The sequence below is a fragment of the Pseudomonas salmasensis genome (assembly GCF_014268375.2).
GTDB classification, from domain to species: domain Bacteria; phylum Pseudomonadota; class Gammaproteobacteria; order Pseudomonadales; family Pseudomonadaceae; genus Aquipseudomonas; species Aquipseudomonas salmasensis.
Window position 1 is genome coordinate 2,815,749 of record NZ_CP077083.1, and the last position, 19,478, is coordinate 2,835,226.

The 19,478-nt window shown below is 61.7% G+C and carries 21 protein-coding genes; 13 read left to right on the forward strand and 8 right to left on the reverse strand.

Annotation, left to right across the window (positions count from 1 at the left end; all coding sequences use genetic code 11):
• Nucleotides 1-73: 73 nt before the first annotated feature.
• From HU731_RS12480 to trxA, 3 genes are all read left to right on the forward strand, one after another.
• Nucleotides 74-529 (forward strand): YbaY family lipoprotein, encoded by a 456-nt coding sequence (locus tag HU731_RS12480; RefSeq protein WP_186608689.1) that lies wholly within the window; start codon nt 74-76, stop codon nt 527-529.
• The gene (locus HU731_RS12485) at nt 526-1,182 is read left to right on the forward strand and encodes a class I SAM-dependent methyltransferase (RefSeq protein ID WP_186608690.1); all 657 of its coding nucleotides are present in this window, start codon (nt 526-528) and stop codon (nt 1,180-1,182) included. Before HU731_RS12480 ends, HU731_RS12485 begins: the two co-directional genes overlap by 4 nt.
• Before the next feature lie 279 nt (nt 1,183-1,461).
• Nucleotides 1,462-2,334 (forward strand): thioredoxin, encoded by an 873-nt coding sequence (gene trxA, locus HU731_RS12490; RefSeq protein ID WP_186608691.1) that lies wholly within the window; start codon nt 1,462-1,464, stop codon nt 2,332-2,334.
• Nucleotides 2,335-2,437: 103 nt separating this feature from the next.
• Here trxA and HU731_RS12495 read toward each other — a convergent pair whose 3' ends face one another.
• Nucleotides 2,438-2,782: a hypothetical protein gene (locus HU731_RS12495; RefSeq protein WP_186608692.1), complete on the reverse strand. Its 345-nt coding sequence runs from the start codon at nt 2,780-2,782 to the stop codon at nt 2,438-2,440.
• Between the two features lie 129 nt (nt 2,783-2,911).
• Here HU731_RS12495 and HU731_RS12500 point away from each other — a divergent pair, with 129 nt between their 5' ends.
• The 5 genes from HU731_RS12500 to HU731_RS12520 all read left to right on the forward strand — a co-directional run bounded on the left by HU731_RS12500 (nt 2,912) and on the right by HU731_RS12520 (nt 6,875).
• A complete protein-coding gene (locus tag HU731_RS12500) occupies nt 2,912-3,511 on the forward strand; it encodes a DUF2796 domain-containing protein (protein WP_047711882.1) in 600 nt (199 codons plus the stop codon).
• Nucleotides 3,512-3,517: 6 nt separating this feature from the next.
• The gene (locus tag HU731_RS12505; RefSeq protein WP_186608693.1) at nt 3,518-4,228 is read left to right on the forward strand and encodes an ABC transporter ATP-binding protein; all 711 of its coding nucleotides are present in this window, start codon (nt 3,518-3,520) and stop codon (nt 4,226-4,228) included.
• A gap of 1 nt (nt 4,229) precedes the next feature.
• Complete coding sequence (locus HU731_RS12510; RefSeq protein ID WP_044269071.1) at nt 4,230-5,495, forward strand: ABC transporter permease; 1,266 nt, start codon at nt 4,230-4,232, stop codon at nt 5,493-5,495.
• A gap of 11 nt (nt 5,496-5,506) precedes the next feature.
• The gene (locus HU731_RS12515) at nt 5,507-6,028 is read left to right on the forward strand and encodes a DUF3299 domain-containing protein (protein WP_032895087.1); all 522 of its coding nucleotides are present in this window, start codon (nt 5,507-5,509) and stop codon (nt 6,026-6,028) included.
• Between the two features lie 148 nt (nt 6,029-6,176).
• Nucleotides 6,177-6,875 carry an OmpW/AlkL family protein gene (locus HU731_RS12520; RefSeq protein WP_014720136.1) on the forward strand — a complete coding sequence of 233 codons (699 nt, stop codon included), beginning with the start codon at nt 6,177-6,179 and terminating at the stop codon, nt 6,873-6,875.
• Between the two features lie 165 nt (nt 6,876-7,040).
• Here the strand turns inward: HU731_RS12520 and HU731_RS12525 are convergent, their stop codons facing one another.
• A complete protein-coding gene (locus tag HU731_RS12525; RefSeq protein ID WP_054896955.1) occupies nt 7,041-7,925 on the reverse strand; it encodes a sugar nucleotide-binding protein in 885 nt (294 codons plus the stop codon).
• Between the two features lie 112 nt (nt 7,926-8,037).
• Entirely contained in the window at nt 8,038-10,122 is a 2,085-nt protein-coding gene (locus tag HU731_RS12530) for a mechanosensitive ion channel family protein (RefSeq protein WP_186608694.1), read from the reverse strand.
• 188 nt (nt 10,123-10,310) lie between these two features.
• Here HU731_RS12530 and HU731_RS12535 point away from each other — a divergent pair, with 188 nt between their 5' ends.
• From HU731_RS12535 to HU731_RS12550, 4 genes are read left to right on the forward strand one after another with little or no spacing between them, the layout of a single operon-like run.
• Complete coding sequence (locus HU731_RS12535; RefSeq protein WP_186608695.1) at nt 10,311-11,237, forward strand: DUF72 domain-containing protein; 927 nt, start codon at nt 10,311-10,313, stop codon at nt 11,235-11,237.
• Nucleotides 11,234-12,010 carry an endonuclease/exonuclease/phosphatase family protein gene (locus HU731_RS12540; RefSeq protein WP_186608696.1) on the forward strand — a complete coding sequence of 259 codons (777 nt, stop codon included), beginning with the start codon at nt 11,234-11,236 and terminating at the stop codon, nt 12,008-12,010. The genes HU731_RS12535 and HU731_RS12540 overlap by 4 nt, the downstream gene beginning before the upstream one ends.
• Nucleotides 12,007-13,269 (forward strand): cardiolipin synthase ClsB, encoded by a 1,263-nt coding sequence (gene clsB / locus HU731_RS12545; protein ID WP_186608697.1) that lies wholly within the window; start codon nt 12,007-12,009, stop codon nt 13,267-13,269. The genes HU731_RS12540 and clsB overlap by 4 nt, the downstream gene beginning before the upstream one ends.
• The gene (locus HU731_RS12550; protein WP_098950219.1) at nt 13,259-14,224 is read left to right on the forward strand and encodes a lysylphosphatidylglycerol synthase domain-containing protein; all 966 of its coding nucleotides are present in this window, start codon (nt 13,259-13,261) and stop codon (nt 14,222-14,224) included. Before clsB ends, HU731_RS12550 begins: the two co-directional genes overlap by 11 nt.
• A gap of 114 nt (nt 14,225-14,338) precedes the next feature.
• On the opposite strand, the gene HU731_RS12555 is transcribed toward HU731_RS12550, so the two are convergent.
• From HU731_RS12555 to HU731_RS12565, 3 genes are all read right to left on the reverse strand, one after another.
• The gene (locus HU731_RS12555; protein WP_043050059.1) at nt 14,339-15,094 is read right to left on the reverse strand and encodes an alpha/beta hydrolase family protein; all 756 of its coding nucleotides are present in this window, start codon (nt 15,092-15,094) and stop codon (nt 14,339-14,341) included.
• Nucleotides 15,084-16,193 (reverse strand): DUF3182 family protein, encoded by a 1,110-nt coding sequence (locus HU731_RS12560; RefSeq protein ID WP_186608698.1) that lies wholly within the window; start codon nt 16,191-16,193, stop codon nt 15,084-15,086. Before HU731_RS12560 ends, HU731_RS12555 begins: the two co-directional genes overlap by 11 nt.
• Nucleotides 16,194-16,361: 168 nt before the next feature.
• Nucleotides 16,362-17,333 (reverse strand): GlxA family transcriptional regulator, encoded by a 972-nt coding sequence (locus tag HU731_RS12565; protein WP_186608699.1) that lies wholly within the window; start codon nt 17,331-17,333, stop codon nt 16,362-16,364.
• Nucleotides 17,334-17,429: 96 nt separating this feature from the next.
• Between HU731_RS12565 and HU731_RS12570 the strand changes: the two genes are divergently transcribed.
• Nucleotides 17,430-17,993, forward strand: a complete 564-nt coding sequence (locus tag HU731_RS12570) for a cysteine hydrolase family protein (RefSeq protein WP_186608700.1) — start codon at nt 17,430-17,432, stop codon at nt 17,991-17,993.
• A gap of 21 nt (nt 17,994-18,014) precedes the next feature.
• Here the strand turns inward: HU731_RS12570 and tam are convergent, their stop codons facing one another.
• Entirely contained in the window at nt 18,015-18,776 is a 762-nt protein-coding gene (gene tam / locus HU731_RS12575) for a trans-aconitate 2-methyltransferase (RefSeq protein WP_186608701.1), read from the reverse strand.
• Nucleotides 18,777-18,960: 184 nt separating this feature from the next.
• The gene (locus HU731_RS12580) at nt 18,961-19,476 is read right to left on the reverse strand and encodes a single-stranded DNA-binding protein (RefSeq protein WP_020302451.1); all 516 of its coding nucleotides are present in this window, start codon (nt 19,474-19,476) and stop codon (nt 18,961-18,963) included.
• Nucleotides 19,477-19,478: the final 2 nt, after the last annotated feature.

A 19,478-nucleotide genomic window follows, 5' to 3' on the forward strand; every position in this document is an offset into this window, starting at 1 on the left:
CTTTACGGTATATAGGCAGGCTTATATGTTTCATATTTTTAAGCCACGGATTTTGTCCTTTCTGGAGCCGTACATGCAGTTACGACCACTCGTTCTACTCAGCCTGTTCAGTTTTCTGGTCGCCTGCAGCAGCGAAGCCCCCAAGCCGGCCGTGCCTCAACCCACCCCCGCGCAAGAGAAAAAAGTCCCAGGCATCGAAGACCTCGGCCCCCTGCCCGCCTATCAGCGCGAAATCAGCGGCAGCCTGACCAACGTGCCGGCCGGCGCCGAAGTCGAGATGGCGCTCTTGGTGATCGACGACCGTTCGCGCCCGCAGCAACTGCTCGCCAGCAGCGTACTGAGCGGCAACGGCAAGCCCCTGGCCTTCCGCCTGCGTTTCAACCCTGAAGCCTTCCCGGCCGGTGCGCGCGTGGAATTGCGCGGCCGCGCCAGCCAGTCCGGCCAGTTGATCCTGCATCTGCCTGCCGTGCGCGTCACCCAGGCGATCACCCAGAGCACCGGCCCCCTGCAACTCGTCAAGGCACCATGACGCCACCGCTGAGCCTGCAACACGCCTTGAGTGGGTTGATTGGCGATGCGCAATTGGTGCCCTGCCCGTTGCCGGGCACCGCGTTGTCGTTGTGGCTGCTGGATGCCGACAACATGGACCGCGCCTTCAGCCAGGAAGAAACCCGGCGCATCCTGCATGAGCCGCCCTACTGGAGCTTTTGCTGGGCCAGCGGCCTGGCGTTGGCGCGTTACCTGGCGGCGCATCCCGAGTGGGTCGCCGGCAAACGCGTGCTGGATTTCGGCGCAGGTTCGGGCGTGGCCGGGATCGCCGCCGTCAAGGCTGGCGCCCTGGAGGTGGTGGCCTGCGACCTGGACCCACTGGCCTTGGCCGCTTGCCGTGCGAATGCCGAACTCAACCAGGTGGCGCTGAGTTATTCGGCAGACTTTTTTGCCGAAGCCGACCGCTTCGACCTGATCCTGGTGGCCGACGTGCTCTACGACCGCGCCAACCTGCCGTTGCTGGATCAATTCCTGACCCGCGGCCGCGAAGCGCTGGTGGCGGATTCGCGGGTACGGGATTTCCAGCATCCGGATTACCAGCGGCTGGAGATCCTCGAGGCCTTGACCCTGCCGGATCTGGCGGAGCCTTGGGAGTTTCGTAAGGTGAGCCTGTACCATTCGCGGCGTGCTTGAGGCCATCGCGGGCAAGCCCTAATGCCAGTCAGTTAAGGTTTTTTTGTAGGAGCGAGCTTGCTCGCGAAAAACTCAAAGGCGCCGCGTTCATTCAGCAAGCACGCGTTATCGTTGACGTTTTTCGCGAGCAAGCTCGCTCCTACGCAAGGCGATGACCGCTTAACTGATTGGCATTAGGGCAAGCCTGCTCCCACAGGGGGATGCATTTCAAGGTGGGCTTTCAGCCAACCTCGCCAGCCCTTATAGTTGCCCCCATTCCCGCTTTATTCGAGATGCCCCATGAGTGAGCCCACGCCGTATATCTTCGACGTCACCACCGCCAGCTTCGACCAGGCCGTTATTCAGAACTCCTTCGAAAAGCCCGTATTGGTCGATTTCTGGGCCGAATGGTGCGCACCCTGCAAAGCGCTGATGCCAATGCTGGCGAAGATTGCCGAGAGTTATCAGGGCGAGTTGCTGCTGGCCAAGATCGACTGCGAAGCCGAACAGGACATCGTGGCGCGGTTTGGCATTCAAAGCCTGCCGACGGTGGTGTTGTTCAAGGATGGCCAACCGGTGGACGGTTTTGCCGGGGCACAGCCGGAGTCGGCAGTACGGGCAATGCTGGAGCCCCATGTGCAGATGCCGCCACCGGCTGCGGCGGACCCATTGGAGCAGGCTCAGGCGCTGTTCAGCGAAGGGCGCATCAGCGAGGCCGAAGCGCTGCTGGTGCAGTTGTTGGGCGAGGACAATACCAACGCCGCCGCCCTGATCCTGTATGCACGTTGCCTGGCTGAGCGCGGTGAGTTGAGTGAAGCCCAGGCCGTGCTCGACGCGGTCAAGAGTGACGACCACAAGGCCGCCCTGGCCGGGGCCAAGGCGCAAATCACCTTCCTGCGCCAGGCTGCGGACTTGCCGGACGCCGCCGAGCTGAAAAGCCGCCTGGCGCAAAACCCGCAGGATGACGAAGCGGCCTATCAGTTGGCGATTCAGCAACTGGCGCGCCAGCAATACGACGCAGCACTGGAAGGGCTGCTCAAGTTGTTTATCCGCAACCGCAGCTACAGCGAGGGCCTGCCCCACAAGACCTTGCTGCAGGTGTTCGAATTGCTGGGCAATGATCACCCGCTGGTCACGGTGTACCGCCGCAAGTTGTTTGCCGCGCTGTATTAACCCAACCTTGTAGGAGCGAGCTTGCTCGCGAAAAACGACAACGATAACGCGGGCATCCTGGATGAACGTGGTACCTGAGAGTTTTTCGCGAGCGAGCTCGCTCCTACGAAGCGCCGACCCAGGTGTAGAGCGGGGTGTCGCCGCCGCTGGCCACCTTCACGTTGGCGCTGTGGCGCAGGCGCACCAGCAGGCGCTTGCCCGCCCCGGCATCGCCGGCCAGGCCTTCGAGCTGGTCGAGTAGCTCCAGGCCGTTGAGTTGCCCGGCCTTGCGCAGCAAACCCTGGGCGTTCTGCCACAGGTCTTCGTTCTGTTTGACCGGCGCCGCAGCGGGCGCGCTGGGCGTTGGCGCGGCCTGCAGTTGGGCGCCCAATCGCGCCCAATCGCCGTCGTCCAGCTCCACGGTCAAGTCCACTGGCAGGTCGCCGATGGTTCCACGAATTCGCAACATCGTCCTTACTCCTGCATTTTTCTGACGGGCATGCTCCCACGCAGCTTGCGCAACACCAAGCGGGCGGTCAAACTCTCGGCTCAACTGTTATAAGATCACATAACAAAACTTTCATCCTGGAGCCCTCTCATGCGCCGTTTGCTGCTCGCTTTGCCGTTCGCCCTGCTGCCTCTGGCTGTCGCTCATGCTCACGAAGACCATGACCACGAGCACGGTAGCCTCGGCGCCCATGAACATGGCGTCGGGCGCCTGAATGCCGTACTGGACGGCCAGGCCCTGGAGCTGGAACTGGACAGCCCGGCCATGAACCTGGTGGGTTTCGAGCATGTGGCAACCAGCGCCGCCGACAAAGCCAAGGTCGCCGCGGTGCGCAAACAGCTGGAAAATCCATCGGCCCTGTTCAACCTGCCCAAGGCCGCAGGTTGCGTGGTCAGCAGCCAGGAACTCAACAGCCCGTTGTTTGGCGACAAGCCAGAAGCCGAGCATGACGACGATGACCACGCCACCGACGGCAAAGGCGCCGCCGCCCACAAACATGATCACGACCACAGTGAAATCCACGCCCATTACCAGTTCACCTGCGCCACGCCGACGGCCCTGGGCAACCTGGACTTGAGCCAGGTGTTCAAGACCTTCCCCGCCACCCAGAAAATTCAGGTACAACTGATCGGCCCGAGCGGTCAGCAAGGTGTTGACGCGACAGCGACCGCAGCCACTCTGAAGTTCTGAGTTCACATGACCCAAGCACTGATCGAACTGTCCGACCTGGGCTTCAACTGGCCCGGTCACCCGCAGTTGCTGGACATTCCCGCGTTCCGCCTGGAACCCGGGGAAACCTTGTTCCTCAAGGGCCCGAGCGGCAGTGGCAAGACCACTTTGCTGGGGCTGCTGGGCGGCGTGCAGAAGCCCAGCCAGGGCAGCATTCGCCTGCTCGGCCAGGAGTTGACCGAACTCTCGGCCGGCGCCCGTGACCGTTTCCGTGTGGACCACACCGGCTATATCTTCCAGCAGTTCAACCTGCTGCCGTTTCTGTCGGTGCGCGAGAACGTCGAGTTGCCTTGCCACTTTTCCAAGCTGCGCGCGCAACGGGCCAAGCAGCGCCACGGCAGTGTCGACCAAGCCGCTGCGACCTTGCTCGCACACCTGGGTTTGAAGGACCCAAGCCTGCTGGAACGCCGTGCCGATTCGCTGTCCATCGGCCAACAACAACGGGTGGCCGCTGCCCGAGCGCTGATCGGCCAGCCGGAGCTGGTGATCGCCGACGAACCCACCTCGGCCCTGGACTACGACGCCCGCGAAGCCTTCCTGCAGTTGCTGTTCGCTGAATGCCGCGAAGCGGGCGCCAGCCTGTTGTTTGTCAGCCATGACCAGAGCCTGGCGTCGCTGTTCGACCGCAACCTGTCGCTGACCGAACTCAATCGCGCCGCCATGCCCGCAGAGGTTTGAGATGTATCTGTTCCGTCTAGCCATGGCCAGCCTGGCTAACCGCCGCTTTACCGCGATCCTCACCGCGTTTGCCATCGCGCTTTCCGTCTGCTTGCTGCTCGCGGTGGAGCGTGTGCGCGTCGAGGCGCGCAACAGTTTCGCCAGCACCATCAGCGGCACCGACCTGATCGTCGGCGCCCGTTCCGGCTCGGTCAACCTGCTGCTGTACTCGGTGTTCCGCATCGGCAACGCCACCAACAACATCCGTTGGGACAGCTACGAGCACTTCGCCGCCAGCCCGCAAGTGAAATGGGCGATCCCGATTTCCCTTGGCGACTCCCATCGCGGTTACCGGGTGATGGGCACCAACGAGTCCTACTTCGAGCACTACCAGTACGGGCGCAAGCAAAACCTCGAGCTGGCCAGCGGCCGCGCCTTCGCCACCGACCCGTTCGAGGTAGTGCTCGGCGCTGAAGTGGCCGAGGCCCTGCATTACAAACTCGGCGACAAGTTGGTGCTGGCCCATGGCGTGGCGGTGGTCAGCCTGGTCAAGCATGACGACAAACCGTTCACGGTGGTCGGCATTCTCAAGCGCACCGGCACGCCGGTGGACCGCACGCTGCATATCAGCCTCGGCGGCATGGAAGCAATTCATATCGACTGGCACAACGGCGTGCCGGCCCAGGGCAAAGGCCGCATCAGTGCCGACCAGGCGCGCAATATGGACCTCACGCCGCAAGCCATTACCGCGTTCATGCTGGGCCTGAACAACAAAATTTCCACCTTCGCCTTGCAACGGCAGATCAATGAATTCCGTGGCGAGCCCATGCTGGCGATCCTGCCCGGCGTCGCGCTGCAAGAGTTGTGGAGCATGATGGGCACCGCCGAAAAAGCCTTGTTTGTGATCTCGCTGTTCGTGGTGCTGACCGGTTTGATCGGCATGCTCACGGCGATCCTCACCAGCCTTAACGAGCGCCGCCGAGAGATGGCGATCCTGCGCTCGGTGGGCGCGCGGCCTTGGCACATCGCAACACTGCTGATCTTCGAAGCCTTCGCCCTGGCCTTGTCCGGCGTGGTGGCGGGCCTGGGGTTGCTGTACCTGTGCATTGCCGCCTCGCGGGGTTATTTGCAGGCCAACTACGGCCTGGACCTGCCGATGTCGTGGCCGAGCGAATATGAATGGACGTTGCTCGCCGGTATCCTGGCAGCCGCCCTGTTGATGGGCAGCGTGCCCGCGTGGCGCGCCTACCGCCAATCTTTGGCCGATGGCCTGTCCATCCGTTTATGAGGAAGGCTTCGATGCGTCGTGCCCTGTTTGCCCTGTTGTTGTTGATGGCCGTGCCTGCCTGGGCACAGGAGCAGCCCAAGGATTTGTCCTGGCAGGAGATGATCCCGCCGGATGCGCCACCTGAAGTGCCCAATATGAAGCCGCTGCACGACCTGTCGAACATGGCCGATGCCTTGTCCGCCGAAGCCGCGCCGGCGGCCAAGCAGGACATGCCCAACGCGCCGGTGGTGCAGAGCCTGGATGGCCAGCACATTCGCCTGCCGGGGTATATCGTGCCGCTGGAAGTCAGCGAAGAAGGCCGCACCACGGAGTTTCTGCTGGTGCCGTATTTCGGCGCCTGTATCCATGTGCCGCCACCACCGTCGAACCAGATCGTGCATGTGAAAAGCGAGGTGGGGGTGAAGCTCGATGAGCTGTATCAACCGTACTGGATCGAGGGCGCGATGCAGGTCAAGCCATCGTCCAGCGAGTTGGCCGATGCCGGTTACCAGATGGACGCTCAGAAGATTTACATGTACGAGCTCGAGGAATAATCCTCACCTGTGAACACACCGAAGCTCCCACAGCTTTAGATCAGTGCCGAAAGTGACTGATCACCCTTTCATTGAGCTGAGTCAAAAGACCGAACGGAACGATCTTTACCATTGGACGTACAACTTTTAAACGTCCTTTGGAGCTCCCATGAACAAGTCTCTGCTCGGCGCGTCCCTCTTCGCGCTCGCCCTCGTCGCCCCCGTCGCTCACGCCCACCAGGCGGGCGATATTCTGGTTCGCGCCGGTGCAATCACCGTGAACCCGAAGGCCGACAGCAGCAGCGTCAAAGTTGACCAGGGCCCATTGGCCGGTACCAACCTGGGCGGCAAGGCGACCATGAGCAGCGACACCCAATTGGGCTTGAACTTCGCCTACATGATCACCGACCACGTCGGCATCGAACTGCTCGCGGCCACGCCGTTCGAGCATGACGTGAAGATCAAGAACACCGCCCTGGGCGCCGCCAACGGCAAGCTCGGCACGCTGAAACACCTGCCGCCGACCTTGAGCGTCGTGTACTACCCGCTGGACCACAAGTCTGCGTTCCAGCCGTATGTGGGCGCCGGTATCAACTACACCTGGATCTACGACGAACACGTGGGCAGCCGTGCCGAACAGGCTGGTTTCAGCAACTTCAAGGCCGAAAACTCCTGGGGCTGGGCGGCACAGATCGGCGCCGACTACATGATCAACGACAAGTGGATGATCAACGCCCAGGCGCGCTACATCGACATCAGCACCAAGGCGACTGTGGATAACAACGCGCTGGGCCAGGGCACTCGGGCCAAGGTCAATGTGGATGTAGACCCGATGGTTTACATGGTGGGTATCGGCTACAAGTTCTAAGTCCGATATAAGCCACACCGCATAACCCATGTGGGAGGGGGCTTATGTGGGAGCCGGGCTTGCCCGCGATGCAGACACCTCGGTGTATCAGTGATACCCAGGTGATGCTATCGCAGGCAAGCCAGCTCCCACATAAGTCCCCTCCCACTTTTGGTTTTGGGGGTGTCAGCTATGGCGGTAGAAGCGATCCAGTAGCGCCGGCAAGCCTGCCCGCCATGCCCTGGGCTTGATGCCGAAGGTATGCAGGATTTTCTTGCAGGCCAGCACCGCATGCTGCGGTTCATCCGCCGCATCCGGCCGCGCTGCGTGAGCCTGGGCGGTCGGGGACTCGATGGCGAGCGGATGGAAGTTGCGCGCTTCGGTGAGAATCGCCTGGCCCAGCGCCAACGGCGTGGTCGCCTCGTGGCCGGCGTAGTGGTAGGTGCCCCATAGCGGCGCGGCGCAATCGAGTTGTTTGAGCACCGAGATGATCACCCGCGCCGCATCGTCCACAGGCGTCGGGTTGCCCCGGCGGTCGTCGGCCATCAGTAGTTCGTCGGCGTTCTCGGCCCGGGCCAGGAAGCGCCCGAGCGTGCCGTCGACGCTGTCATCCAGTAGCCAGCCAAACCGCAGCAGCACATGCTGCGGGCACGTGGCGCGCACGCTTTGTTCGATACGCCACAACGCCTGGCCGCGCAGGCCCAGGGGCACCGGCTCGTCTTTCTCGCTGTAGGCGGTGGCGCGGGAGCCATCGAACACGCGGTAGCTGGACGGTTGCAGCAGGGTGATGCTGTGATGCTGGCACAGCTCGGCCAGGCGTTCGATGGCGAATTCCTGGGCGGCCAGGCGGGTTTCGCTCACGGCTTCGGCCTGGAACCAGTCGAAATAGTAGGCGAGATTGATCAAGGCATCGGGACGGGTGTCGTCGAGCAATTGGGTGAGGCTGGCGGCATCCCAGCCGTCTTGGGGCGGTTTGGGGGCGAGGAAACCGATGTCTTCCTCCGCACCGAGGCGAATCAGCGCCTGCCCGAGGGCATTCCCGCCGCCCAGTAACATAAGGCGCATTCGCATAGATTGAGCAGGCCCGGTCTGTTTGGAACGATGGTTATTATCGACAGGCGTGTGTGCGCTGTCGTAGGTCATTGCCAGAATCGTTGCATTTTGCGGGCTTGTAGCGCAACCGTCACGGATTAAGTGTCTTGACGTCGGGTTCGGCGGCCTCCTGTTTTAGCGCCGTGCGGGGTGCGAGCAACAGCTGCTGTGGATAAGTCTGGGCGAAGTGCACCGCCTCACAGTTATCCACAAGCTTTTTCAGACGCTGGTTAAACGCACGGCTGACCGCGTATTGGCCACCCGACACGGTGCGAAACTGCGCGGTGAGCACCACGCCATTGAGGTCCATCTTGTCCACCCCGAACACCTCCAGCGGCCCTTGCAGGTTGTACTTGAGGAACACATCGTCGCGGATCGACTGGCCGGCCTCGCGGATCAGCTCCACGGCCTTGTCCACGTCGGTGTCGTAGGTGAACTGCACCGAGAAGAACGCATAGGCGAATTGACGGGACTGGTTGGTGACCGCCTTGATCTGCCCGAACGGCACCGAATGCACAAAGCCCTTGCCATCACGCAGGCGCAGGGTGCGGATGGTCAGGCCCTCCACGGTGCCGGCGTGACCGGAGTCGAGCACCACCCAGTCGCCGATGGACAGAGTGTCTTCGATAATGATGAACAGGCCGGTGATCACGTCCTGCACCAGTTGCTGGGAACCGAAACCGATGGCCAGGCCCACCACGCCGGCGCCCGCCAGCAACGGCGCGACATTGATGCCCAGGTTGGCCATGGTGGTGATCGCGCAGATCACCACCAGGATGATCTTCACCGCATTGCGCAACAGCGGCAGGATGGTTTTGACCCGGGTGCTGGGCTGGCGACTGGAGCGTTTGTTCACCGGTGGCTTGAGGGCTTCCTGGATCGCGGTGTCGAGCACCACCCAAAACAGCCAGGTCACCAACAGGATCAGGCCGATACTGCTGAGAGAGTCACTGATGGCCCGGCCCACTGAGTTGCGTTGGGCGAATTCGAACAGCGAAACACCCCAGATACGCCCCAGTATCTCGATAAACGCGATGGCCATGACGATACGCAAAATCGCGTGCAGCAAACTCAGGAAGCGTTCCTTGTAGGCGCTACTGCGTTGGATCGACACCTGGCTGCGGGACTTGAACAGGTGTTGCAGCACGGTGCTGAGAAACACCGTACCGATCAGCAACAGCGTAGTGAGCAGCGCGCAGCGCAGGGCCTCTTGGTTGTCGTCGCCGGCGCCAATCAGGTTGACCGCCGAGACCAGCACCATCAACAGAATCGGCCAGTACCAGAGCCCGGAAAACACCCGCAGCGACTGTTGCAAGGCTGGATGCTTGATGCGCTGGGCCAGCGGCCGGTTGCGGATCAAATGGGCCACCGGGCGACGCAGGCGTACCACCAGCACGCCAAAGATGACCGCGGCAAACAGGCCGGTAAACACAGCGATGCTGCTGGTGATATTGCCGCCCAACTGACGAGCGATTTGCGGGCTGGTCAACGCATCGCTGAGGGCCGCGAGAAAGCCGATCAAGAACAGCGGCTTGGGGCAGTAGTCACGAATGATCTGCACGGCAGGCCGCTTGTGCCCGACGTTAAACATCACAATGACGCACAGCAGCAACGATGTGGAAAAGATGCCACTGCTGGTGGCGTAGGCAAAACACAGTGCCAGGGCTCGGCCGACAGACGCTGGTAAAAAGTGGCTGACATAAAGGGTCAACGGCAGGCAGATCAGCGCTGGAATCGTGTAGGGCACCACATAGCCCAGCAAGCCTTGCAGCCGTTGACGCCGCGCAAGGAATGAGCGGCGGCTCGCGCGTTTCACAACCAGGCGCCCCAGCATCGTCAGCACAGCAAAGGCACCGACCCACACGCCAGACAACAGCAGGAAATCGCCAGCCACGCTCCACGGCGAGCGTGCGGTGGTCTGGTCGACCAGGCGCCCGACTTCATCCGCGGCGCGGTCGGCACGCAGGCGCCAGGCATCAATGAGGTTCTGGTTGAGGTCGAGCTTGTCTTGCACGTCATCGATACTGGAACTGATGGCCCCCAGCAGCCCGCCTTGCACCAGCAGTTCCGGCTTGGCCGGGGCCTCGGTGGCCGGTGCGGTGGCCGCGGCTTGCAGTGCGCCGTTGCCGCAAAGCAGCAACGCACCGAGCAGTAATGCAGTCTTTAAATTCAGCAAAACAGCGAGCTCCTTCAGCAGGGTCTGTAAGGAACTGACGGGTTTAGGCCTTGATCGTTCCCCGCATGGGCGATGCCCTCCCATCTTTTCCTACCCTGTACCGCCTGTAGGAATGTGGAAACTTTCGGCCAAACAGCGCAGTCATCCCATAACGGAGGTCACCTCACCCACCATTCACGGGAGCACACATGGCGGCGATTCACATCGGCATTTCCGGCTGGCGCTACACGCCCTGGCGCGGGGACTTCTACCCCGAAGGGCTGACCCAGAAACGCGAGTTGCAGTTTGCGTCACGCGCCGTCAACAGCATCGAAATCAACGGTTCGTTCTACGCGCTGCAAACCCCTAAGCGCTATGCCGAATGGTATGCCGATACGCCCGAAGGCTTCATGTTCAGTGTCAAGGCGCCCCGTTTCATCACGCATATCCTGCGCCTGCGCGATGTACACAAGCCGATGGCGAATTTCTTCGCTTCCGGGGTGCTGGAACTCAAAGAAAAACTCGGCCCCATCCTCTGGCAGTTTCCGCCCAGCTTCAAATTCGACGCCACGCTGTTTGAAACCTTTTTGGCTGAATTACCCACCGACACCCAACAGGCCGCCGCCCTCGCCCGCCAGCATGAGCCGCGCCTTAACGGCAAGGCGAGCATGAAGGCCTATGCCAAGAAGCCGTTGCGCCATGCCGTGGAGATTCGCAACACGAGTTTTGCCGTGCCGGAGTTTATCCAGATGCTAGATAAATACGGGGTGGCCCTGGTAGTCGCGGACACCGCAGGCAAGTGGCCGTACATGGAAGACGTGACCGCCAACTTCATGTACCTGCGCTTGCACGGCGACAAGCAGTTATACGCCAGTGGTTATAGCGCCGAAGCGCTCCAGCGTTGGGGTGACCGCATTGAGCGCTGGGCCCACGGCAAGCAACCTGCGGACGCCCACCTCGTCGACCCGCACCACACGCCCCGCAGGCGTAAACAGCGCGATGTGTTCTGTTTTTTCGACAACGACATCAAAGTGCGCGCGCCCTTCGATGCACGCCAATTGCTGCAACGTTTCGGGCTGGACCAACACCTGCTCACCGAACCTGGCCGGCTGCCGGAACCAGGGGTATTGCCATGACGCATCCAGAGCTGATCCCCACCCCGCCGACCACCGCCATCACCCGTTTCACGGTGCTGACGGTCAATATCCACAAGGGTTTCACCGCGCTGAATCGCCGCTTCATCTTGCCCGAGCTGCGTGAAGCGGTGCGCAGTGTGGGCGCGGACATGGTGTTCTTGCAGGAAATCCACGGCACCCACGAACGTCATCCGCAGCGCTACAGCGACTGGCCGAAAATGCCGCAGTATGAGTTCCTCGCCGACAGCATCTGGCCGCAGTTCGCCTACGGGCGCAATGCGGTTTATCCCCATGGCGACCACGGCAATGCGCTGCTGTCGAAATTCCAGATCATTCGCTACGACAACCTCGACATCTCGCAAAGCGGCCATGAAAACCGTGGCCTGCTGCATTGCGTGTTGCGCCTGCCGGGCAGCGGCCAGCAGGTGCACGCGATCTGCATCCACCTGGGCTTGCGCGAGGTGCATCGCCAACAACAATTGCGGTTGCTGGAGCAACGTATCAGCGAGATTCCGGCTGATGCGCCGTTGGTGGTCGCTGGCGACTTCAACGACTGGCGGCAAAAGGCCGACCTGAGCCAAAGCGGTTTGCAGGAAGTGTTCATGCACACCCTCGGCAAACCGGCGCGCACCTTCCCGGCACGCCTGCCACTACTGCCGCTGGACCGTATTTATGTGCGCAATTTGAAGGTGCACAACCCGCGCGTGCTCACCACGCGCCCCTGGTCCCATCTTTCAGACCATGCGCCGCTGTCGGTGGAGGTGGAGCTATGAACGTTGCGGTAGACCATATCGCCACAGACCAACCGCCAGATGACAGCAAGGCGCGGGATCTGGATTACGGCTGGCAAAGCGGCAACCGCGTGGAGTTGCTGGAGAACGGCGAGGCGTACTTTCCTGCCGTATTCGAAGCGTTGCGCAGCGCCGAGCGCGAGATTCTGCTGGAGACCTTTATCCTCTTTGAGGACAAGGTCGGCTTTGAGCTGCACAGCATCCTCATCGAGGCGGCCAAGCGCGGGGTGAAGGTGGTGGTCAGCCTCGACGGTTTTGGGTGCGGCGAGCTGAGCCCGGGCTTCCTGCGGGAATTGGCCGAGGCCGGGGTGATGGTGCAGATGTTCGACCCAGCGCCCAAGACGCTCGGCATACGCACTAACTGGTTTCGCCGCCTGCACCGCAAGATTGTCGTGGTGGACGCCCGCGTGGCGTTTATCGGCGGGATCAATTTTTCCGCCGACCACCTGGCAGATTTCGGCCCCGAAGCCAAGCAGGATTACTCAGTACAGGTGATCGGCCCGGCCGTGGCCGACCTGCACCATTTCGCCCTCGCCCAAAGTGGCCGCCAGGTACGCAGCCGTCGCGGTTGGCGGCGACGCCAGCAACGGCCCTCGCCCTGGACGAACGAGCCAGGCGACGGCCTGGTGCGCCTGATCTATCGCGACAACATCCAGCATCGTGACGACATCGAAGACGCGTATATCCACGCCTTGAGCCAGGCCCGGCAGCGGGTGGTGATCGCCAACGCTTACTTCTTCCCCGGCTACCGCCTGCTTCGCGAGATCCGTAACGCGGCGCGCCGTGGCGTGCACGTGCAGTTGATCATGCAGGGCCAGCCGGACGTGCTGTTGGCGAAACTGGCCGCGCGCATGCTCTATGACTATCTGCTCAAGGATGGTGTGGTGATTCACGAATACTGCCAACGCCCGCTGCACGGCAAGGTGGCATTGGTGGATGACGAATGGAGCACCGTCGGCTCCAGCAACCTGGACCCACTGAGCCTGGCATTGAACCTGGAAGCCAACGTGCTGATTCGCGACCGGGCTTTCAATCAGCAGCTCTACGAACGCCTGGAAGCCCTCGCCCACAATCATTGCCAGACCATGCCGGAAAAGCGCAAGCCGCGCCTGTGGCTCTGGCGCTTGACCGTGGGTTTCCTAGTGTTTCATGTGATGCGCCATTTCCCGGTGCTGGCCAGTTGGTTGCCGGCCCACAAACCGCGCTTGAAGCCTTTTGAGACTACGCCCCATGACGTCTGAAGCCCGCCCCCAAGCGCAAGCCTCTGGGTTCAAGCGCTGGAAGAAACCGTTGACGATCGCGTTCTTCGTGCTGCTGATCGTGTTGTTTACCCTGCTCGCCCGGCGCATCGACTGGAGCGAAGTGTTCCAGACCTTGAGCGAGTTCAAGCTGCGCACATTGTTCATCGCCGGCGCGCTGACGCTGTGCAGTTTTATTGTTTACGCCTGCTTCGATTTGATCGGCCGCACCTACATTCGCCAGCCGTTGCGTTGGAAGCAGATATTGCCGGTGGGTATCATCAGCTACGCGTTCAACCTCAACCTCAGCGCCTGGGTCGGCGGCATTGCCATGCGCTATCGGCTGTATTCGCGCCTGGGCGTGAGCACCAGCAATATCGCCAAGATCCTCGGCCTGAGCCTGGCCACCAATTGGTTCGGCTATATGGCGTTAGCCGGGGTGGTATTCAGCAGCGGGTTGGTGACCCTGCCGCCGGGCTGGAAGCTCAGCAGCGGCGCCTTGCAAGGGGTCGGGGTGTTATTGGTGCTCGCGAGCCTGGGTTACCTGGCGGCGTGCCGGTTTTCTAAAAAGCGCGCGTGGTCGATTCGCGGTATCGAGATCAACTTGCCGTCGCTGCGCATGGCCTGTTTGCAACTGGCTCTGGGTGCGTTGAACTGGTCGTTGATGGCCGCGGTGATATTTACCTTGCTGCCGGCCAAGCTGGATTATCCGCTGGTGCTGGGGGTGCTGTTGATCAGCGCGATTGCCGGGGTGGTCACTCATATCCCGGCCGGGCTGGGTGTGTTGGAGGCGGTGTTCATTGCGCTATTGCAACATGAGGCGTCGCGGGGGAGTTTGCTGGCGGGGCTGATCGCGTACCGGGCAATTTATTTTATTTGCCCGTTGTTGATTGCCCTGGTGATGTATTTGGGGGTGGAGGCCAAGGCCAAGGCGTTGCGGGTGAAGAAGCCAGCCTGAGGAGACGGTGGTGACTGTTGAATCGCTATCGCGGGCAAGCCCGGCTCCCACCTCAGAACGCATTCCCCTGCGGGAGCCGGGCTTGCTCGCGATAGCGATCAAAAAGGGCGACACCTATCGGGACTGAATGATGCTCAACCGCTCCCCCACCACCATCTCGGTAATCCAGTCCACCAGGATCGACGTGTACGCCTGTTGCGACACCGGGTCGCTCAGGGAATGGTCGGCGCCGTCGATGATGCGGTGGGTCAGGGAATGGGTCTGCTGGCACGCCGCGCGGTAACTCATGATGGTGGCGTGGGGCACATGGTCGTCGGTTTCCGACTCGACAATCAGCACATCGCCGGTAAATTGCGCGCAGGCATGCAGGGCCCGATTGGTTTCGGCGTGCACAAGGGTGCCGCGGTAATCCATCAGGTCGGCTTTGTCCAAGTCGCGCTTGGGCTTGAGCCATTCCTGATCGCGGTACAATGCCGGCACTCGCAGCGCCAGCCAGCGTACCGGGCGCAACGAGGTGAGGATCGCCGCCAGGTAACCGCCATAACTGGTGCCCACCACCGCCACCGCCGAGGTGTCGATCGCCGGGTGGGACAGCAGGCGGTCGTAGGCAGCCAGCAGGTCGCGCAGGTTGTCTTCGCGGGTGACGCGGGACAAGGGGATGCCGGTGCCAGCATGGCCACGCAGGTCGAAGGTCAGGCACACACACCCAAGGCCTGCGATACCTTTGGCCCGCTCCAGGTCGCGCTCCTGGCTGCCGCCCCAACCGTGCACGAACAACACACCGGGCACTTTGGACTTGGGACTCAGGAAGGTCCCGCTCATTTGTTCGTCGTCTATATCGATGGTGATGCTCTCGCTTCTAGCCGTCATAAGTCTTGACCGTCACATACTTGAGTAGAAAGCCGCTGTTTTCGGCCGGGCCTCGGTATACCTCGATGGCATCCGCCGGCAGCGCTTGGTCTACATAGGTTTCTACCGAGGACACACGGATGGCCTTCAGGCCCGGGTGGTTGATAAAGCTCTGTAGCGCCGCGACTTCCGCGCTGCTGGCCCCGCCCATGCGCCAGGATTGTTCGAGCACGCCACTGCGGCGCTGGCCTGTGCTGTCCAGGCCCTGGGCGATATCGTAGTTGCGGCGCGAGGCGAAGAAGCTTGGGTAGGCCTCATTCGCAGCTCGGTCAAAAACCAGCGCCTGTTCGATAGCCTTACGCACGTCTTCAGGCAGATCCAGTTTGAGCAGAGCCGCGTAATCACCGGGGACGACCAGCAGATCGGAACCACCGTAGACCTCTTCGCCCTGCCCGTCTTGCGTCAGGTGCTGCTCGCCGCAATAGCTGAAGAGGTGATCGCCGATAAAACTCTGGCCCACACTGTGGGTGACCACCTCGTGCAGGTCTTGTTCCAGCACCACGCCTTGATTGAACATTTTGGCCGCTTCCGGGCGCGCCACTATCGCGTCGAACTCATCCAGGCTGTGGATAACTTCCTGCCCCCGCCCTGCACAGGCGTTCACCGGTTTCAGACGAATAGGGCCGCTGTAGAGCAAGCGGGTCGCAGCAGGCCGTGCATCCTCAAGGGCGAACACACTCACACCGTCTAACACCACGTCACGCACACGCTCGCAGAATGTCAGCGACCAGCCTTCGGGCGCCTTGGCCTCGGAACTCAGCAGGCCATGACTGATGGCTTTGGTGCAGATGAAGGCGTGATCGACATAGCCGCCCCACAGATCGCCCGGCCCCGAGATATTGAGCTGCTGCGCTTGGGCTGGCCCGACCAGGGTTTGCGTGGGCAGCAGGTACAGCTCCCGGCCCGCATGCAGGGTGGGGTCATAGCTGCCACCGAACTTGAGCCCCAGAATCTGCGCCAGCCAGCGTGCGAGGGCGCGGTTGGTTTCGACTTCATGCAGAGGCGCCCCCTCTCGCATGGAGTGAGCAACCACCAGCTTCTTGCGACTTATGGGGGTCATGCGTTCCCCTTTCTATCCGCCGTTGTGTAGCAGGAGGGCTGCATGGATCAGGCCAATGCAGGGTTTGCGGGGATGGCCGTAAAATCAATCAGTTGCACACAAAGTGATGGCCGTTAGCCTGTTTTATTCTGCACGACCCCAGGTTAACCCTGCGGCGTTCTGCACGATTCAAACCCCAAAACGGTTGCGATAATCGCTGGGAGACAGGCCGGTGATTTTTTTGAAAATGGCGCGAAAGGCGCTGGGGTCCTGATACCCCACGGTCCAGGCAATGTGATCGATCGTGCCGTTGGTGAACTCCAGCATTTGCCGCGCCTTGCCGACCCGCAGGTGCTGACAGTACTCGGTGGGTTTCAAGCCGGTGGCGTTGCGAAAGCGCCGCAGGAAGGTGCGCTCTTCCAGGTTGGCCTCCTGCGCCATCGCCGCCACGGACACATCCACCGCGCCACTGGCCTGCAGCCAATGCTGGACCTTGAGGACCGCGCCATCACCGTGCCTGAGAATCGGCGCAAAGTTGCTACCGCACTGGCTGGCGCTGGCGCTGTGTTCGATCACCAGAAAACGCGCCGTGTCAGCCGCAACGCTCGGGCCCATCAGGCGGTCGACCAGGCGCAGGCCCAGTTCGGACCAGGCCATCAGCCCAGCGGAGGTGATCAGGTCGCCGTCATCGACGATGGGTTTATCCGCCTCCAGGCGCACCGCCGGGTAACAGGCCGCAAAGGACTTCGCGGAAGACCAGTGAGTGGTGGCGCTGCGGCCATCCAACAGGCCGCTGCGCGCCAGCATGATCGAGCCGATGCACACGCCGCCCAGCACGGTGCCGGCTGCATGTTGCTGGCGCAGCCATTGCAGCAGTGCAGGCGGCGCCTGGTCTTCGGTGAACTCTGCAATCGAGGGGGGCACCAGCACGGCCATCATCGGTTGGTCGGGGCCAGGGTGGCTGTCGAACGTGCGCGCGGGCGTGCCGTGGGCATCTACCTGCCAGTGGCTGACCCGCAGCAGCGGCAGTTGCGCAGATTCATGCTCGGCGGCGATGCGGTTAGCGACCCCGAACAGGTCGGTCAGCCCGTGGACTGCGGCGAGTTGCGCGCCTTGGTAGATCAACACACCCAACTCGACAGTGCTGCGTTGCGCGGCCATTGTCAGTTTTCCCCCTGTTATTGTCGGTGCAGCCAATTCTCGGCGCGGTCGCCAGCTAAGATACTAGGCCCATCAACCCATCACGAGGCAACACACATGGCCAAGCAGGCGCTCATCCTAATCGATATCCAGAACGACTACTTCCCCCAGGGCAAGTGGCCGCTCGACGGCGTGGAAGCCGCAGCGGACAAGGCGGCGCAGGTGCTACAGGCATTTCGGCAGGCAGGCGATGCGGTGATTCATGTACGCCATGAGTTCGCTGGCGACGACGCACCGTTCTTCGCACCGGGCTCCGAAGGCGCGCACTTGCATGCCAAGGTGCTCAACGAGGGCGATGAACCGGTGGTGCTCAAACATTTCGTGAATGCGTTTCGCCAAACCAACCTGCGCGAATTGCTGGAACAGCGCAGCATCACCGATGTGGTGGTAGTGGGCAGCATGAGCCATATGTGCGTTGACGCCGTGGTGCGGGCGGCGGCGGACCTGGGCTACAAAGTTACGGTGATCCATGACGCCTGCGCGACCCGCGACCAGGAATTCAACGGCCAGGTGATTCCGGCGGTACAGGTGCACGGGGCGTACATGGCTTCCCTGGCATTTGGCTACGCGGGTGTGGTGTCGGCAGAGGAATATCTGAAGGCCCAAGCAGCGGCTGCGTGACCGCCACCCGGGCTGATCGCTTTAGCGTGTGGCGATGATGAACAGGCGCGGAAAGGGCAACAACACCGTGCCATCGGCCAGGGCGGGATAAGCCTGGGTAATTCGCGCCTGGTATTGCTGCAGGAAGGCGGCTTTTTCATCGTCGGTCAACGGCGCCAGAAAAGGCCGCAATGCCGAGGCCTTGAACCACTCCACCACCGCCGCGTGGTCCGCCAACGGGTGTTGATAGGTGGTGCGCCATACATCCACGGTACTGCAATACTTGCTCAGCAGTTCGTAGTAGTAACTGGCGGTGTGCCGCTCATTGTGTTTGACCGCCCCTATCTTTGCCGCCCATGGGCCATCGGCCGCAACTTCACGGGCCAGGCGATGGGCGGGCTCGTCAAGGTTATCCGGGGTTTGCACCGCCAGCTTACCACCTGGGTTCAATTGGTGGACCAGGTGTGGGTAGAGCGTAGCGTGGTCGGGTAGCCATTGCAGCGAGGCATTGGCCAGGATCACATCCAAGCGTTGCGCAGGATGCCAGGCGCCGATGTCTGCCAGCTCGAAGTTCAACCTGGGCAGGCGCTTGCGGGCGTCCACCAACATGTCATCGGAGCTGTCCATGCCCGTGACGTGCGCTTGGGGGAAACGCTCGGCCAGTACTTCGGTGGAGTTCCCCGGCCCGCATCCCAGGTCGACGGCAGTAACCACGTCGGTGTTGGGAATTGCCGCAATCAAGTCACGGACAGGGCGAGTGCGCTGCTGTTCGAACATCGTGTACTGCTTGGCGGACCAGGTCATCACAGCTTTCCTTCTTGCTAGAGGTGGCGACAGCCTAAATTTTTTGAGCCACAAGAACAAATGTCGGGGTTGGCGTGCTGTCTGCACAAAGCATCCCGCACGCCGACACCTGGGCATTGCCCATAAAAAACCCCCGATGCTTTCGCTATCGGGGGTTTTGTTTGTTCAAGGTCGGTCTTGGACCTTAGAACGGGATATCGTCATCAAAGCTGTCGAAATCCTGAGCCGGTTGCGGAGCAGCCTGTTGTGGTGCTGGGCGCGACTCACGCTGTGGCTGCTGGCTTGGCTGCGGACGCGACTGCTGTGGGCGCGGTGCCGAGTTGGACATGCCGCCCTGGCCCTGTTGGTCGCCCTGTGGACGGCCGCCCAGCAGTTGCATGGTGCCTTGCATGTCGACCACGATTTCGGTGGTGTAACGCTTGATGCCGTCTTTTTCCCACTCGCGGGTTTGCAGTTTGCCTTCGATGTAAACCTGAGAACCTTTGCGCAGGTATTCACCGGCGATCTCTGCGACCTTGCCGAACATCGACACGCGGTGCCATTCGGTCTTCTCGACCTTCTGGCCGGTCTGCTTGTCGGTCCACTGTTCGCTGGTCGCCAGGCTCAGGTTGGTCACGGCGTTACCGTTAGGCAAGTAGCGAACTTCGGGATCCTGGCCGCAAGTACCGACCAATATGACTTTGTTAACCCCACGGGCCATAA

Bases quoted from the DNA above. Each gene is read 5' to 3' on its own strand.
- HU731_RS12480 (WP_186608689.1), top strand. From the start codon at position 74: ATGCAGTTACGACCACTCGTTCTACTCAGCCTGTTCAGTTTTCTGGTC.
- HU731_RS12485 (WP_186608690.1), top strand. From the start codon at position 526: ATGACGCCACCGCTGAGCCTGCAACACGCCTTGAGTGGGTTGATTGGC.
- trxA (WP_186608691.1), top strand. From the start codon at position 1,462: ATGAGTGAGCCCACGCCGTATATCTTCGACGTCACCACCGCCAGCTTC.
- HU731_RS12495 (WP_186608692.1), bottom strand. From the start codon at position 2,782: ATGTTGCGAATTCGTGGAACCATCGGCGACCTGCCAGTGGACTTGACC.
- HU731_RS12500 (WP_047711882.1), top strand. From the start codon at position 2,912: ATGCGCCGTTTGCTGCTCGCTTTGCCGTTCGCCCTGCTGCCTCTGGCT.
- HU731_RS12505 (WP_186608693.1), top strand. From the start codon at position 3,518: ATGACCCAAGCACTGATCGAACTGTCCGACCTGGGCTTCAACTGGCCC.
- HU731_RS12510 (WP_044269071.1), top strand. From the start codon at position 4,230: ATGTATCTGTTCCGTCTAGCCATGGCCAGCCTGGCTAACCGCCGCTTT.
- HU731_RS12515 (WP_032895087.1), top strand. From the start codon at position 5,507: ATGCGTCGTGCCCTGTTTGCCCTGTTGTTGTTGATGGCCGTGCCTGCC.
- HU731_RS12520 (WP_014720136.1), top strand. From the start codon at position 6,177: ATGAACAAGTCTCTGCTCGGCGCGTCCCTCTTCGCGCTCGCCCTCGTC.
- HU731_RS12525 (WP_054896955.1), bottom strand. From the start codon at position 7,925: ATGCGAATGCGCCTTATGTTACTGGGCGGCGGGAATGCCCTCGGGCAG.
- HU731_RS12535 (WP_186608695.1), top strand. From the start codon at position 10,311: ATGGCGGCGATTCACATCGGCATTTCCGGCTGGCGCTACACGCCCTGG.
- HU731_RS12540 (WP_186608696.1), top strand. From the start codon at position 11,234: ATGACGCATCCAGAGCTGATCCCCACCCCGCCGACCACCGCCATCACC.
- clsB (WP_186608697.1), top strand. From the start codon at position 12,007: ATGAACGTTGCGGTAGACCATATCGCCACAGACCAACCGCCAGATGAC.
- HU731_RS12550 (WP_098950219.1), top strand. From the start codon at position 13,259: ATGACGTCTGAAGCCCGCCCCCAAGCGCAAGCCTCTGGGTTCAAGCGC.
- HU731_RS12555 (WP_043050059.1), bottom strand. From the start codon at position 15,094: ATGACGGCTAGAAGCGAGAGCATCACCATCGATATAGACGACGAACAA.
- HU731_RS12560 (WP_186608698.1), bottom strand. From the start codon at position 16,193: ATGACCCCCATAAGTCGCAAGAAGCTGGTGGTTGCTCACTCCATGCGA.
- HU731_RS12565 (WP_186608699.1), bottom strand. From the start codon at position 17,333: ATGGCCGCGCAACGCAGCACTGTCGAGTTGGGTGTGTTGATCTACCAA.
- HU731_RS12570 (WP_186608700.1), top strand. From the start codon at position 17,430: ATGGCCAAGCAGGCGCTCATCCTAATCGATATCCAGAACGACTACTTC.
- tam (WP_186608701.1), bottom strand. From the start codon at position 18,776: ATGACCTGGTCCGCCAAGCAGTACACGATGTTCGAACAGCAGCGCACT.
- HU731_RS12580 (WP_020302451.1), bottom strand. From the start codon at position 19,476: ATGGCCCGTGGGGTTAACAAAGTCATATTGGTCGGTACTTGCGGCCAG.